Annotated in this window: 15 protein-coding genes; 11 read left to right on the forward strand and 4 right to left on the reverse strand. The window is 68.5% G+C overall.

Translation table 11 applies throughout. From position 1 onward, the window contains the following. The first annotated feature begins 1 nt into the window (after window position 1). The gene (locus IT361_17430) at window positions 2–181 is read left to right on the forward strand and encodes a hypothetical protein (protein ID MCC6319457.1); all 180 of its coding nucleotides are present in this window, start codon (window positions 2–4) and stop codon (window positions 179–181) included. A gap of 4 nt (window positions 182–185) precedes the next feature. Here the strand turns inward: IT361_17430 and hypB are convergent, their stop codons facing one another. Both hypB and IT361_17440 read right to left on the reverse strand, forming a co-directional pair. Beyond that, window positions 186–881, reverse strand: a complete 696-nt coding sequence (gene hypB / locus IT361_17435) for a hydrogenase nickel incorporation protein HypB (protein MCC6319458.1) — start codon at window positions 879–881, stop codon at window positions 186–188. Next, window positions 878–1,225, reverse strand: coding sequence for a hydrogenase maturation nickel metallochaperone HypA (locus tag IT361_17440; protein ID MCC6319459.1), 348 nt, complete (start codon window positions 1,223–1,225; stop codon window positions 878–880). The genes hypB and IT361_17440 overlap by 4 nt, the downstream gene beginning before the upstream one ends. A gap of 134 nt (window positions 1,226–1,359) precedes the next feature. On the opposite strand from IT361_17440, the gene IT361_17445 reads away from it, so the two are divergent. The 7 genes from IT361_17445 to rpmA all read left to right on the forward strand — a co-directional run bounded on the left by IT361_17445 (window position 1,360) and on the right by rpmA (window position 9,230). Continuing rightward, window positions 1,360–2,031 carry a hypothetical protein gene (locus tag IT361_17445; GenBank protein MCC6319460.1) on the forward strand — a complete coding sequence of 224 codons (672 nt, stop codon included), beginning with the start codon at window positions 1,360–1,362 and terminating at the stop codon, window positions 2,029–2,031. Between the two features lie 36 nt (window positions 2,032–2,067). Further along, complete coding sequence (locus tag IT361_17450) at window positions 2,068–4,557, forward strand: U32 family peptidase (protein ID MCC6319461.1); 2,490 nt, start codon at window positions 2,068–2,070, stop codon at window positions 4,555–4,557. Window positions 4,558–4,700: 143 nt separating this feature from the next. Further along, window positions 4,701–5,918 (forward strand): acyl-CoA dehydrogenase, encoded by a 1,218-nt coding sequence (locus tag IT361_17455; protein MCC6319462.1) that lies wholly within the window; start codon window positions 4,701–4,703, stop codon window positions 5,916–5,918. Then, window positions 5,915–6,472 (forward strand): isoprenylcysteine carboxylmethyltransferase family protein, encoded by a 558-nt coding sequence (locus IT361_17460; GenBank protein MCC6319463.1) that lies wholly within the window; start codon window positions 5,915–5,917, stop codon window positions 6,470–6,472. Before IT361_17455 ends, IT361_17460 begins: the two co-directional genes overlap by 4 nt. A 375-nt stretch (window positions 6,473–6,847) precedes the next feature. Continuing rightward, a complete protein-coding gene (locus tag IT361_17465; protein MCC6319464.1) occupies window positions 6,848–8,401 on the forward strand; it encodes an Rne/Rng family ribonuclease in 1,554 nt (517 codons plus the stop codon). Window positions 8,402–8,642: 241 nt separating this feature from the next. Continuing rightward, window positions 8,643–8,960: a 50S ribosomal protein L21 gene (gene rplU, locus IT361_17470; GenBank protein ID MCC6319465.1), complete on the forward strand. Its 318-nt coding sequence runs from the start codon at window positions 8,643–8,645 to the stop codon at window positions 8,958–8,960. Window positions 8,961–8,972: 12 nt separating this feature from the next. Then, window positions 8,973–9,230, forward strand: coding sequence for a 50S ribosomal protein L27 (gene rpmA, locus IT361_17475; GenBank protein MCC6319466.1), 258 nt, complete (start codon window positions 8,973–8,975; stop codon window positions 9,228–9,230). Between the two features lie 120 nt (window positions 9,231–9,350). Here rpmA and IT361_17480 read toward each other — a convergent pair whose 3' ends face one another. Together IT361_17480 and IT361_17485 are read right to left on the reverse strand one after the other, a co-directional pair. Continuing rightward, entirely contained in the window at window positions 9,351–10,619 is a 1,269-nt protein-coding gene (locus IT361_17480) for an amidohydrolase family protein (GenBank protein MCC6319467.1), read from the reverse strand. Continuing rightward, complete coding sequence (locus IT361_17485; protein ID MCC6319468.1) at window positions 10,616–12,076, reverse strand: amidohydrolase; 1,461 nt, start codon at window positions 12,074–12,076, stop codon at window positions 10,616–10,618. Before IT361_17485 ends, IT361_17480 begins: the two co-directional genes overlap by 4 nt. 170 nt (window positions 12,077–12,246) lie before the next feature. Here IT361_17485 and IT361_17490 point away from each other — a divergent pair, with 170 nt between their 5' ends. Genes IT361_17490 through IT361_17500 form a run of 3 tightly spaced genes read left to right on the forward strand, consistent with a single transcriptional unit; the run spans window position 12,247 to window position 13,907 of the window. Continuing rightward, entirely contained in the window at window positions 12,247–12,801 is a 555-nt protein-coding gene (locus IT361_17490; GenBank protein MCC6319469.1) for an RNA polymerase sigma factor, read from the forward strand. Further along, the gene (locus tag IT361_17495; GenBank protein ID MCC6319470.1) at window positions 12,794–13,375 is read left to right on the forward strand and encodes a zf-HC2 domain-containing protein; all 582 of its coding nucleotides are present in this window, start codon (window positions 12,794–12,796) and stop codon (window positions 13,373–13,375) included. Before IT361_17490 ends, IT361_17495 begins: the two co-directional genes overlap by 8 nt. A gap of 1 nt (window position 13,376) precedes the next feature. Beyond that, entirely contained in the window at window positions 13,377–13,907 is a 531-nt protein-coding gene (locus IT361_17500; protein ID MCC6319471.1) for a hypothetical protein, read from the forward strand. Window positions 13,908–13,915: the final 8 nt, after the last annotated feature.

The raw sequence follows: 13,915 nt of genomic DNA on the forward strand, positions 1-13,915 counted from the left end.
CATGACGACCGTCACGAAGGTCAAGCTGGTCCTCGCCATTGTCGGACTCCTGCTGTTCGCCGCCGGCGCCCGCTTCGAGGTCGAAGCCCTGCGCTGGGTCGCGATCGCGATGATGGCTGGCGCGTTCCTCCTGCGCTTCGTGAAGGGGAACGACGGTCCTGAGGCGCCTCCGGAAGGCTGACGACTCAGGTCCCCGGTGCGGCCGGCCCGAGACGGTCGAGCCAGGCCTCGCGGCGCTCGGCAAGGCTGGCCAGCCACGGATCGATGCCAATCCCTCGCCGGGCCGACACCTCGAGAATGGGCATCGCCGGCCGCACGTCATGGATCGCGGCATGTGCCGCCGCCCGATCGAACTCGCAGACCGCAGCCAGATCGATCTTGGTGATCACCGCCAGGTCGGACGAGTTGACCATCGTCGGGTACTTGAGCGGTTTGTCTTCGCCCTCAGTGACCGACAGCAACACGACGCGCAGGGCTTCACCGAGGTCGTAGCTCGCCGGGCAGACGAGATTGCCCACGTTCTCGATGAACAGGTAATCGAGTGCCGCGACGTCGAAGCTGGCCAGGTGCGTGCCGATCATGTCGGCCTCCAGATGGCAGCGCCCGTGCGTATTGATCTGTTTCACGGGCACCCCGCTCTCCGCCAGCCGCCGCGCGTCATTGTCCGTCTCGAGGTCGCCCACCAGGGCCGCGGTGCGGATGCCAGACTCGCGGAGTCGCGAGAGCGTGAGCTGCAGGAGCGACGTCTTTCCGGTCCCTGGGCTGGAGACCAGGTTGACCACGAATACACCCGCGGCCTCGAACTCGCGGCGCAACGCGCGTGCGACTTCGTCATTCCGCCGGAGCACGCCGGCTCGCACCTCCACGATCCGGGTCGTCACGCGTCGACCTCCAGCGCTGCGATCTCCAACTCGCGACCCCGCCTGATCTCACCCGCCGCCGTGTCGCACCGCGGGCACCGCAGGCGATTGATCCGTACGGGCGTCACCTCGGCGAGGCACACCGCGCACCAGACGACCAGGGGCACGTCGATGATGGCGAGGCGCGATCCGGCAAGCACCGTGCGCGCCGAGGCCTCGCGGTACGCGGCGTGCAGTGCGCCCGCTTCCACGCCCGCCAACTGGCCGACCCGGAGGTTGACGGCGAGCACGCGCGTGGCCCGCAGTCGGCTGGCCTGTTCGAGGGCCAGGTTCACGATGTCTTGAGCAAGGTCGATCTCGTGCATGAGCGGGGACGTGTGTGCGCCGCGAGCGCACCGTGCATCAAAGCGCGGGCTGCACGCTGGCGCAACCCGAGGGTAGCGTCGTGCGCACCATTTGCCGACCTTCCAGTGGTCCTCGCGACGCCAGCACCCCTCCCATGTCCTTCGCGCTGCTCTCCGTTGTCGGCGTCGGCTTCCTGGTCGGCTTCCGTCACGCCTTCGAGCCCGACCATCTCGCCGCGGTGACCACGCTCGCCACGCGTGGGGGCGGGCTGCGCCAGGCGGCGCGGCTCGGCGTCGCGTGGGGCATGGGCCACACGCTCAGCGTGGGCGTCGTCGCGGCCATCCTCGTCGGGCTCGGGGTGCGTGTGCCCGAGCGGTTCCACGCGGTCGCCGAGCTTGCGGTCGCCCTGCTGCTCAGCCTGCTGGGCGTCAGCTCCCTGTGGCGTGAGGCGGCGCGCCATCGCGAGTCGTTAGGCTCTGCGCACGCCACCGCGCACCGGGCGCGGGATCCGCACGTTCACCCGGCGCACGTCCGATCGGCGAGCCGCGCCCTGGCGTTCGGGATCGCACACGGACTGGCGGGGAGTGGTGCGGTGATCGTGCTCCTGGTGGCCGCGGCGACCACGGTTGAGACACAGCTCACCTACCTCGCCGCTTTTGGCCTTGGCACCATCGCCGGCATGACCGGCGTCTCGCTGCTCACCGGGGTGGTCACCGGCGCGGTCGCGCGTTCGCACCGCGGCGCTGCTGTGTCCCTCCGCGTCGGGGCCGCCCTCGCCAGCACGATGGCGGGCGCGTGGCTCGGTTGGAGCACCCTGTCCGGATAGGCCGAAGCCGCGCGTGGTGGGGTTAACTTCCCCCCGGTGACTCACCAGCTCGTTCCCGAACTGCTCGCGCCCGCTGGTTCTCTGGACGCCGTCCGCGCCGCCGTGGCCAACGGTGCGAACGCCGTCTATCTCGGCGCGCAGCGCTTCAACGCGCGCGACGAAGGAGCGCAGCTCACGCTGGAAGACGTCGGCGTCGCGTGCGCCATCGCGCATGCGCGCGGGGTGCGCATCTACCTCACGCTCAACATCCTCACCAAGACCCACGAACTGCCGGAGGCACTCGCGCTGCTGGGTGAGGCGATCGATCGTGGTGTCGACGCCGCCATCGTCCAGGACGTCGGTCTCATCCGTGCGACTCAGCGCGCCTTTCCCGGCTTCGAGATCCACGGGTCGACGCAGCTGACGGTCCACGACGCGGACGGGGCGCGCTTCATGCGCGAGCTCGGCATCGACCGCGTCGTCCTGGCTCGCGAGAACACCATCGACGACATCCGGGCCATCCGCGACGCGGTCCCGGAGCTTGGCCTCGAGGCCTTCGTGCACGGCGCCCTGTGCATCAGCTACTCCGGGCAGTGTCTCATGAGTGGGCTCATCTCCGAGCGGAGCGCCAACCGGGGATCCTGCGCCCAGGCGTGCCGCAAGGACTATGTGCTGACCGACAGTGCGACGCGGGTCGAACTCGATCGCGGGTTCCTGATCTCGGCACGCGACCTGGCTGCGCACGATCAGCTGGCCCAACTCGCCGATGCTGGCATCGGCTGCCTCAAGGTCGAAGGGCGAAAGAAGAAGCCCGAGTACGTCGCCACCGTGACCCGCGCCTATCGCGAGTGGCTCGACCGACTGGCCAACGGCGATCGTGGCACGCCGGCGTTCGAGGAGGTACGCCCGCTCGTACAGATCTACTCGCGCGGATTCACGGCCGGGATGCTCGTGGGCCGCGCGGGTCGTGACTACATCACGCGTGCGCAGCCCGACAACCGCGGTCACGAGCTGGGTGTGGTCACCGGCAGCGACGGTCGGGAACTCTTCATCGACGTGTCGCACCCGATTCTCGAGCGTGATGGCCTGGGCTTCGAGCCACCGGCCGGCGTGCGCGCCGTGTCCACCGGGTTCACCGCGCAGCGAGTGCGGACCATCAGCGAGCGTGACGGACGCGTGCAGCAGGCGCTCTGGGCACGCGACCGCATCCCGGCTGGATGGCGCGTCGTGCGCAACGTCGAGTCGGAGCTCCTGCGGCGCGCCAGGGCCTCCTACGAAGCGCTCGACCCTTCCGTCAGGGCGCGCAAGACACCGATCGCGGTTCGGCTGTTCGGTACCGCGGGGGCGCCCCTCAAGGCGGTGTGGTCCTGGGAAGATGCGGAGGTCGTGGTACGGTCGGCGATTCCGCTCACGCCCGCCACGCGCCAGCCTCTCGATGCGACGCGCCTCCGGGAGCAGCTCGGCCGCCTTGGCGAGACGCCGTTCGTGCTCGCGGGTCTCGATGCGGCGGCCCTTGCCGGCGACCTGTTCCTGCCCGTGAGCGAACTCAATCGCCTGCGCACGGAGGCCGTGGATGAACTGATGACGCGGCGCGACTGGGCGCTCGCCAGCCGGATGGCGGACCGGGACGCAGCCATCGCGCGCGCGGTTGAGGTGTCCGGGCCGCAGGTGCCTCTGGCGGGATCAACGCCGCGACTGACCGCCACGGTCTACACACCCGATGCCGCTCGCGAGGCCGCGGCTGCCGGCGCGACGGAGGTCGTGTTCGATCCGTTCCTCAGGCATCCGGTTCCGCCCGTCGCCCGCGTGGTCGGACTCGCCGACGAGTTGGCGGGGCAGGGATGCTCCCTGCGGCTGCGCACGCCGACCATCGTGCGACCCGAGGAGCGACGGTCGCTGGACAAATGGCTCGCCACCGGGCTGCCGCTCCTCAGCGGTCACGTCGGCCTGGCAACGGCGCTCGCCGCCGAGCCGCGCGATGTGGTGGCCGACTACGCGGTCAACGTCTTCAATCCGCTCACGGCCGATGAACTGTTCGCACACGGTGTGCGTCGACTCGTGTGTTCGGTGGAACTCACGCTCGCCGAACTGGCGTCGCTGGTGTTGCCATGGCGGGGCGACGGCTTCGACGTCGTCGTTTACGGACGCCCCGAGGGCATGACGATCGAACACTGTGTGCTGTCGGCGGCCTTTGATCGTGTCGCGACGACCTGTCGTGATCTCTGCGTGAAGTCGCACCCCGTCGTCGAGCTGACCGACCCCGCGGGGTACACGTTCCCGGTCGCGACCGACTCCGCGTGCCGCAACCGGCTGCTCCACTCGCGACCCATCGAGGGGTCCGAGTTCCTCCCGGCGCTCTGGGGCATGGGCGTGCGGGGCTACCACCTGTTGTTCAACGTGCCCGGGGAGCCCGTGGGCGCCGTGGTGGCTGCGTGGTCGAAGGCGTTAGGCGCCCTGGCTCGCGGGGTGGTGCCTGACGAGACCACCGAGCTCCGATCCCTGGTGGGGCACGCCTTCACCCGGGGCCATTTTCTGCGGCCGGTGTGACCGAATGCCGCGGTCGCCGCGGCATTCGCTCCCGTTGGCGGTCCCGTTACATTCCGCTCCGGCGAGTCCGGGGAGGCCGGTTCGTCCCCGTCCCGCGTGGGGCGGTGCCTCGCGATCGATGGTCGCGCCCGCTGAACCAGGTCATGGAAGATTCCCAGTACTTCAACGAGCAGCACCTTCAGGTGCGCGAGATGGTGCGCGCCTTTGCCCGGGACGAGGTGGCACCCGTGGCCGCGAAGTACGACGCCATCGCCGAGTTTCCCTGGGAAAACATTCGCAAGATGGGCGAACTCGGGCTGCTCGGCGTGCCGTGGCCGGAGGAGCTTGGTGGCGCCGGACTGGACCTGACGAGCTACATCATCGTAATCCACGAGCTCGCGCGGGTGGATGCCTCGCACGGGCTCACGGTATCGGCCCACACCACCCTCGGCACGTCACCGATCGTGTACTTCGGCACCGAGGCGCAGCGGCAACGCTACGTTCCGCTGCTCGCGAGCGGGACGGTCATGGGTGGCTTCGGCCTGACCGAAGAGAGCGCGGGAAGCGACGCCGGTGGCACGCGTACCACCGCCGTGCGCCGCGGTGACACCTACGTGCTGAACGGATCGAAGCGCTTCATCACCCACGGCGGGGTGGGCGAGGTGTTCGTGGTCACGGCGGTGACCGATCCGTCCGCGGGCACGCGAGGGATCTCGTCGTTCATTCTGACCAAGCATAACGACGACCTGCAGCGCGCCGCACCCTACGGGATCGGGCACGCGGACTCCCTCGTCGCCATGCCCGGCTTCACCTCGGGAAAGAAGGAGGACAAGCTCGGCTGGCGTGCCTCCGACACTCGGGAATTGATCTTCCAGGACGTCGTCGTGCCGGTGGAGAATCGGCTCGGCGAGGAGGGCATGGGCTTCGTGAACTTCATGCGCACGCTCGACGCGGGCCGCATCGGCATCGCGGCGCTCTCGCTCGGTATCGCGGAAGGCGCGTTCGATGAAGCCCTCAGATACGCCAGCGTGCGAAAGCAGTTCGGGCAGCCGATCGCCAGCTTTCAGGGCATTGGTTTCCAGTTGGCCGACATGGCCACGGAAATCGAGGCGGGAAGGCACCTCGTCTACCACGCCGCCCGCATGTTGCAGGAAGGCAAGTCGGTGACCAGGGCCGCCGCGATGGCCAAACTGTTCTGCTCGGAACTGGCGATGCGCGCGACCATCAAGGCCATCCAGGTGCACGGCGGATATGGGTACACCAAGGAGTATCCCGTCGAGCGAATGATGCGCGACGCGAAGATCTGCGAAATCGGCGAGGGAACGAGCGAGATCCAGCGGCTCGTCATTTCCCGCGAACTGCTCAAGGATCTGCTGCCGTGACCTGGTCGCTGACCGCCAAGCAGCTGCGGCTGCCCCTGGGATTCGTGCTGGCGATTGCCTACCTCGTGTTTGCCAGGCCGACCCCCATGCGGCTGGCGGTGGGTGCCGGTGTGGCGCTGGTCGGGCTGATCGTGCGCGCCTGGGCGTCCGGGCACATCATGAAGAACGATCGCCTGGCGACGACGGGACCTTATGCGCACACGCGCAATCCCCTGTACTTCGGATCGTTCCTTATTGCCTGCGGGTTTGCCTTCGCCGCTCACTGGGCGCTGCTGGGGCTCGTGGCGCTGTTCTTCCTAGCCATCTATGTTCCCACGATGCAACGCGAACGGGCAAACATTGCGCAGCGGTTCCCGGGCGCGTATGCGGAGTTCTGCGCCAATGTCCCGGCGTTCTTTCCGCGCCTGACTCCATGGCGGCGCCCCGGTGCCGAGGCCGCGGGATTCAGCAGCGCACTGTACATGAAACACGGCGAGTGGAAGGCCGCGTTGGGGTATGCAGGCGCCCTCGTGGTGCTGGTCCTCAGGATGCGGGGCATCGCACTTTGGCCTTAGTCCGCTTCGTTCTGCGGTGTGCCTCCGTTTTCTCCCGGATGCGGGCGCGACTCGCCCACGTCCGTGTGGTCTCGTCGTTTCCCCCGCGGCGCGTGACGTCGTGGATCGGAGCGACCGGTTCTCGCGCGTCCGCGGGGGTGCAGACCCCGGATCGCACGCCTTCCCGCCTCGCCGGCCGCCTGGTGTTGGACGCCAGACCGAGCCGTTCGCGCGCGGCGGCCGGGGCGTGGACGATCGCGCACGCGACAGGACCACTCCCCTCGACCCTGTCGGTCCCGCGCGCAACACGCCGCGGGTCGCCGGCACTCACCCTCCTGGGAACTCGCCGGGGCCCCGCCATCGAGTCGCGTTGGCACCGCCACGGCAGAGCCGTCGATGAAGCGAGAGATCCTCATCAATTCCACCTCGCGCGAGACGCGAGTCGCGATACTCGAAGACGATCAGCTGGTTGAACTCCTCATCGACCGGCCGGAAGCCCGGCGCATGGTCGGCGACATCTACCTTGGACGCGTCGAAGCGGTGCAGCCGGGAATCCAGGCCGCCTTCGTGGACATCGGAACGGAGAAGAGCGCGTTCCTCCACGCGTCCGACGTGGTGGCCGCCGACGCGGACGACGACGAGGACGACGAGGAAGAGGACGACGACAGTGAAGAGTCGCCGCGCGGCCGGGGTCGTCGCGAGAAGGCGCCGCCTATCCAGGACGTCATCAAGAAGGGCGACACCCTCCTGGTCCAGGTCTCCAAGGAGCCTATCTCCACGAAGGGGCCACGGGTCACGGCGCAGGTTTCGCTGGCCGGTCGGTTCCTGGTGTTCATGCCGCATGCCTCCCGCGTCGGGGTCAGCCGCAAGATCGGCGAACGCGCCGAACGCCAGCGCCTGCGGGAGCAAGTGGAGGGCATGCTGCCCGAGAAGTCCGGCGGCGTGATCGTGCGGACTGTCGGCGAAGATGCCACGCCGGAGGCGTTCAAGCGCGAGCTCGATACGCTCATGGGTGCCTGGAAGAAGGTGAAGCGCAAGCAGACGTTCGTCCGCGCGCCGTCGCTGCTGCATCGCGAAACGAGTCTCACGCGCGGGATCATCCGCGACGTCTTCTCGACCAAGATCGAGCGCATCGAGGTCGATTCACGCCAGATCTACAACGAGATCGTGGAGTATCTGAAAGGCGTGGCGCCGGAACTGATCGAGCGCATCCAGCTCTACGAGGGCCAGGTGCCCCTGTTCGACAAGGCCGACATCGAAACCGAGATCCGCGACCTCTTCAAGCGTCGGTGCGAGCTGCCTTCCGGCGGATACCTCATCATCGAGCCCACCGAAGCGCTGGTCTCCGTCGACGTGAACTCGGGCCGGTTCACGGGCAAGAAGGATCCGGAGAAGACGATCCTCCGCACGAACATCGAGGCGGCGCGCGAAGTCGCCCGCCAGATCCGCCTCCGGGACATCGGCGGGATCATCGTCGCGGACTTCATCGACATGGAGACGCGGAGCAACCGCGACCGCGTCCTGCAGGAACTGCGGATGCACCTGAGCCGCGATCGGGCGCGCACCAAGGCCTTTCCGGTCTCGGACCTCGGGCTCATCGAAATGACCCGCCAGCGCGTGCGGCAGAGCCACCTGCAGTCGATGACGGCGTCATGCCCGACCTGCGGGGGTACCGGCCGGGTGTTCACGCCCGAGACGATCGTTCGGCGCGTCGAGCGCTCGGTCAAGCGCATGGGAGTCGAGGGGCGCAAGGAACACGTCGTGGTACGGCTCCATCCCGACGTCGCGTTCTACCTACTCGAGCAGGAGAAGGACTACCTTCGCAAGCTCGAAAAGGTAGCAGGCTTTCCGGTGGAACTCCGTGACGATCCACTACTTAGACCAGACGAGTTCAAGTTGGTCCAGAAGGGTGCAGGCCGCGACGTGACGCAGCAGTACTCGGTGGCGTGAGGGAAGGTCCTCGCGACCGGACTGCGTGCGTGGTACGGAGCCGCTCGCGCCGCCGCTTCTGCCCCCTCTCTGGCTCGGGCTCGACACCAGGCGCTCTCCGGTGCCCGAGCGGGGCAGATGAGGGATCGTTTCCGGTCCGCGGTTCCGCGCAGCGGTGACTGCGACCAGGCCTATCGGCCCGGTTGACCGAAGCTCAATGCCCACTTAGCTTTGTGGGCTCGCAATCTTTTCGCTGCACACCATGCCATACGCCATCATCCGCACCGGCGGCAAGCAGTTCCGCGTCGAGCCGGGCACCACGCTTCGCATTCCCTCGCTCGAGGGTGATGCGGGATCGGCCATCGAGTTCAACGAGGTGCTCCTCGGGTCCGACGGACAGACGTCGCGGGTCGGCGTCCCCACGCTCTCCGGGGCCAAGGTGACGGGCGAGATCGTCAAGCATGGCCGCGGCGACAAGATCGTCGTCTTCAAGTTCAAACGCCGGAAGAACTACGCCCGCAAGCAGGGCCACCGGCAGGGCTTCACCGAAGTCCGCATCAAGGACATCACTCTCGGCTGACACGAGGATACCATGGCTCACAAGAAAGGCGTCGGCTCCTCGCGCAACGGCCGCGACTCGAATCCCAAGTATCGAGGAATCAAGAAGTACGGCGGTGAGTCCGTCGTGCCAGGGAACATCATCCTCAGGCAGTGCGGTACCCGCTGGCACCCCGGTCGCAACGTGGGTCTCGGCACGGACTACACCATCTTTGCGCTGGTGGCCGGCACGGTGAAGTTCGAGCACAAGGACAAGAAGCGCATCCGCGTGTCCGTCGAGCCCGCGGCCTGACCGCGAGCATCACGGTAAGAAAGCGCGCCCGGTTCGGGGCGCGCTTTTGCGTTTCCGCACCTGCTGCACCTGGTCCGCCCGGGCCCGGTACCAGTGCCGGGCCTGGGCTGCCTGGCCGCGCTACGGCTTGCGGTAGTCCGCCGGGACCGTCCGGTACCGCCGCATGAGTTCGTCCTGCCGGGACGGCCCCTGCACCTCGGCACCCTGGACGAAGACATGTTCGGCGCGCGTCGACGGTTCGAACGGGTCACCGCTCCACACGACCAGCGTCGCGTCCTTGCCGTTTTCGAGTGATCCGACGCGATTGGCCACGCCGTACAGTTCCGCCGGCGTCAGCGTCACCGCCCGGAGGGCCGCGTCCCACGGCAACCCGAACGCCACCGCCACGCCGGCCTCGAACCGCACGTTGCGCGCGTTGAACGCGTCCGTGCCGCCCGAGATGATCACGCGAGCCCCCGCGGCGTGCAGCAGCGCGGCGTTGTCCTGCCGCGCACCGAGCGAGGAGAAGTCGCGCGGGATGTTGTTGAGTGCGCCGACCAGCACGAACGCCTTCGCCGCCCCGAGCTGATCAGCCACCTTCCAGCCTTCGGTCGCCGAACCCACGGCGATGCGGAGACCGTACTGCCTGGCCAACGTGAGCGCCTCCTCGATGTCCGTCGCCCGGTCCGCGTCGACCACGAGCGGAAGCGTACCAGCCAGGACCGGTTGGAGCGCCCGCAGGTCGGCGAGTCCGGCCGCGAGCGGGCGAGACGCGTTGCGCTCATAACCGGCCCGGAGCGTCGGCAGCGCCCGCGCGTCGTCGAAGACATCACGCAGCCGCGCATACACCTCCGCACGCGCCGCCCCGATGCGTGCGCCGCGCGCGTTGAGGTCAGCGAACATTGCTGCCGGGCCGCGCATGAGCACATCGGCCAGGGAGCCGTTGCGCAGGGCAACCACCGCGCCCTGGCCGCCGACCAGCGATCCACTCGGGATGATGCCCACCGTGGTGATGCCGTCGTTCCGCGTCACCTGGAGCAGCGGTGACGCCGGGTTGAATCCCTCCCACACCCGGAACGATGCCGTGACGCCGTCACCAGTCCCCTGGGCGCCGGCGTCGTACGATCCGGGGATCTGCCCGATCTCCGAGACGCCTAACGACGTCGTGGCATTGAAGATGCCCGGCGTCACCCACTTGCCCGTGCCGTCGATGCGCCTGGCGCCCGCCGGAACCGCTACGCCGGCGCCCACGGCGCTGATGCGACCGTTGGTGATGACCACCGTGGCGTTGTCGACCGGCGGCCCATTCACCGGAAACACTCGTGCGCCGGTGATCGCGACCACCTGGGCGGGCAGTGGCAAGGTGGTGGTGGCGGCCAGCGCTGCCGCCGCTACGATGCGCGCGATCATCGCTTGCTCCCTCCCGCCGGCTCCGGCACAAAGCCCAGCTCGAAGTCCGTGCGCCAGCGTTGCGTCGGATCGAGCCGATCGAAGCTCAGCGCGCCGTCGATCCAGACCTTCTCCGGCCTCGCGTAAATGCTGAACGGGTGCTTGTCCCACAGCACCACGTCCGCGTTCTTGCCCGCCTCCAGCGAACCAATGCGATCGTCGAGGCCGAGCACCCAGGCTGGGTTGATCGTGATCCACTTGATCGCGTCCTCGTCCGAGACATTGATCCCGAGCCCGCGCGCCTCGCTCACACTTTTGGCGACGTCCTGGTTGAGGCGTTGCATGCCGCTTCCATCGTCGGAGTGCACCACCGCTCGCCCGCCGGCGTTGTGGAACAGCGCCAGGTTCGCGCGCACACCGTCCATCGCCTCGATCTTGAAGCCACCCCAGTCAGACCAGAGCGATGCCGAGATGCCCTTGGACGTGAGCAGGTCGGCGATCTTGTACGCCTCAACGCCGTGGTGAAACGAGCGGATGCGGAACCCGAACTCGTCGGCGACTTCCATGGCGCCTTCCATGTCCGCGGCAGTGTAGCAGTGCCACTGCACGAAGATGTTGCCGCGCAGGACCTCGGCGAGCGATTCCATCGCCAGGTCGCGGGCCGGCGGCTCTCCCTTACGGTCCGCGAGCCACTTGTCCCAGCGCCGCCGGTATTGCTCGGCCTGGATGTACTGTGCCCGCCACCCCGCCACATTCCCCATGCGGGTGGACGGTCCCCGTTGCGCGTACACACGCTTCGGGTTCTCGCCGCAGGCTTGCTTGAGCCCGTAGCGCGCGCCGGGAAACTTCATCCCGCGCACGGTGGCCGAGGGGACGACCTTGAGCACGACCGAGCGTCCGCCGATGAGGTTCGCGGAGCCGGGAAGGATCTGGATGGTCGTTACGCCCGCGGCGAGCGCCCGCGGGAACTGCGGATCCTGAGGCCAGACCGAGTGCTCCGCCCACACGTTAGGCGTCGATGGGTTGGTCATTTCGTTCCCATCCGAGAGGGCCTCGACGGGCGGAGCCGCGTACACGCCCAGGTGCGAATGCGTATCGATGATACCGGGCGTGATGAACTTCCCGGTGCCGTCGATCGTCACTGCGTCCGCGGGCGCGGACACGGTGGCGCCGACGGCGACGATCTTGCCCCCCTGCAGGAGGACGGAGCCGCCCCGGATGGTGGTCCCCGTGGCGGTCATGACCGTCGCATTCCGGATGACGGTCGTGCGCGCCGGGCCGGGGCGGTACGTGCTCGGGAAGGGGTTGGCGTTGGGCTCCGACAGGGCTCCGGCTCCGGGAGCGACACGCTGGGCGGTGTCCGGAGTCTGGGCGGCGGGGGCGGGCATCGGGACCGGCGTCGGGGGCGGGGCGGCCTGTGGGGTGTTACACCCGGTGACGGCCAATCCCAGAGCCAGCGGCAGGGCGCGGATTTTCACTCGGCGGAACCTCCTCCAGGAGGCAATGGAGACGATGAGCGCAAGGTATGCGTCGTGCCAGGGGATGGCGAGCAACCGGGCCCACGCGGCCTCCGTGCAACGTCGGCGGTATCTTGCGTCGTCCGCCCTTAACGTCCCGTCCCATCCTCCCGTCGAATCCACGTAGCGACATGACCGCAGGTGACCGTTTCCCACCCGATGCGACGGATGCCGACCTCATCGCCCGCTGGCAGGGCGGGGACGAGCGGGCGGCGACGTTTCTGGTGGAGCGCCACGCGGAGCCGGTCGCGCGCTATGTAGCGAGTCTCGGACTGCGGAGCGGGGTGGAGGAGGTCGTCCAGGACACGTTCGTGCGGGCGTTTGGCTCGCTCGGTTCGTTCCGGGGCGACAGTACGCTGAGGACGTGGTTGTTCACGATCGCGCGACGCCTGGTGGCGGATTCGCGGCGGACGTTGCGGCGGCAGCGCGATGTGGTCGAAGTGCAGGAGGGCGATGCTTCCACCGAGTTCGACCCGCTGGACGACCTGATCGCCGATGAGTCGCGCCAGCGGATGCACGAGGTGATCGGTCGGCTGTCGCCGACCCAGCGCGAGGTCTTCCTGTTGCGGGTGAACGAAGGGTTGTCCTACAAGGAAATTGCAGGGGTGGTCGGGACCACCGAGGGCGCGGCCCGGGTGCACTACCACAATGCTCTGCGGCATGTGAAGGAGAGTCTGTATGTCTGATTGCCTGAACGTCGAGGTGCGTGAGCGCCTTCCCGAGCTGCTGCTCGGCGCGCTCCCCTCCGGGGAGCGGGCCGTCGTCGAGGCACACCTGGCGACGTGCGCGGAATGCGCTGCCGAACTCGAGGTGCTGCGCGGTGCGCAAGCGGTGTATCGAGGCAGGCGCGTGCCGCGCATCGATACGGCCGCCATCGTGGCCGCGTTGCCGCGGCGGCCAGCGGCGGCCCGGCCACCCGCACGGCGGTCCTTTGCCACGCAGTGGCGCATCGCGGCGGTGGTGACGTTCGTGGCCCTGGGCGGGCTCTCGCTGACCACCGTGCGTCGCTACTTCGGGCACGTCCCCACGGTCGACACGCTCGCAGTCGCGCCGGCGGTCGCCACCACGGGGCCTGCGGTGGATTCTCCGTCCGCGGTGCGGCCGGTGGGACTGTCGGCGGGCGGAGGACTCACCGACCTCCAGGACGATGACATCGAGACCTTGATCGGCGCCCTCGACCGGATCGAAGCGGCGCCGCACGTCGAGCCGGATACGAGCGCGTTCCTTCGCATCGTATCCGGGGCGACCGGAGGGAACTGACGTGGGACGAACCATGCTGTTGTTGGTCGCTATCGCCACGGTGGCCGCGCCGCTCGGCGCGCAGCGTCCTCAGACGGCGCGCGAAGACCGCGCCACGCTCGAGAAGCGCTTTCACGAGCGGCTCGAGGCGGTGTTGCGTCAGCGCCTGGGGCTGACCGATGACCAGGTTCGGCGGCTGCAGGATGCCAACGGCCGATTCGAGGCACGCCGTCGCGACTTGTTCACCGAGGAGCGCCAGGTGCGCACGGACCTGCGGCGTGCCGTCGGCAGCGATAGCGCGACGGCCACCAACGACGAAGTCGCGGCGCTGCTCGATCGCGCGATGCGCGTCCAGCGACAGCGCTTCGACCTCATGGAGGCGGAGCAGAAGGAGCTGGCCACCTTCCTCACACCCATCCAGCGCGCGCGCTATTTCGGCTTGCTGGAGCAGGTCCGCCGGCAGATGGATGACATGCGATATCGCCGGGAGGACAGCGCCAGGCGCAGCCCGTCGCCGGTGCGTCGACCGTACCCGTCGCGCGGGGGCCCTTGAGGAACGCG

Source organism: Gemmatimonadaceae bacterium (genome assembly GCA_020846935.1).
Lineage (GTDB): Bacteria > Gemmatimonadota > Gemmatimonadetes > Gemmatimonadales > Gemmatimonadaceae > RBC101.

Excerpts from the sequence above, each read along its gene's own strand:
- IT361_17495 (MCC6319470.1), top strand. The coding sequence starts at position 12,794 with ATGTCTGATTGCCTGAACGTCGAGGTGCGTGAGCGCCTTCCCGAGCTG.
- IT361_17465 (MCC6319464.1), top strand. The coding sequence starts at position 6,848 with ATGAAGCGAGAGATCCTCATCAATTCCACCTCGCGCGAGACGCGAGTC.
- rplU (MCC6319465.1), top strand. The coding sequence starts at position 8,643 with ATGCCATACGCCATCATCCGCACCGGCGGCAAGCAGTTCCGCGTCGAG.
- IT361_17490 (MCC6319469.1), top strand. The coding sequence starts at position 12,247 with ATGACCGCAGGTGACCGTTTCCCACCCGATGCGACGGATGCCGACCTC.
- IT361_17480 (MCC6319467.1), bottom strand. The coding sequence starts at position 10,619 with ATGATCGCGCGCATCGTAGCGGCGGCAGCGCTGGCCGCCACCACCACC.
- IT361_17440 (MCC6319459.1), bottom strand. The coding sequence starts at position 1,225 with ATGCACGAGATCGACCTTGCTCAAGACATCGTGAACCTGGCCCTCGAA.
- IT361_17455 (MCC6319462.1), top strand. The coding sequence starts at position 4,701 with ATGGAAGATTCCCAGTACTTCAACGAGCAGCACCTTCAGGTGCGCGAG.
- IT361_17430 (MCC6319457.1), top strand. The coding sequence starts at position 2 with ATGACGACCGTCACGAAGGTCAAGCTGGTCCTCGCCATTGTCGGACTC.
- rpmA (MCC6319466.1), top strand. The coding sequence starts at position 8,973 with ATGGCTCACAAGAAAGGCGTCGGCTCCTCGCGCAACGGCCGCGACTCG.
- IT361_17445 (MCC6319460.1), top strand. The coding sequence starts at position 1,360 with ATGTCCTTCGCGCTGCTCTCCGTTGTCGGCGTCGGCTTCCTGGTCGGC.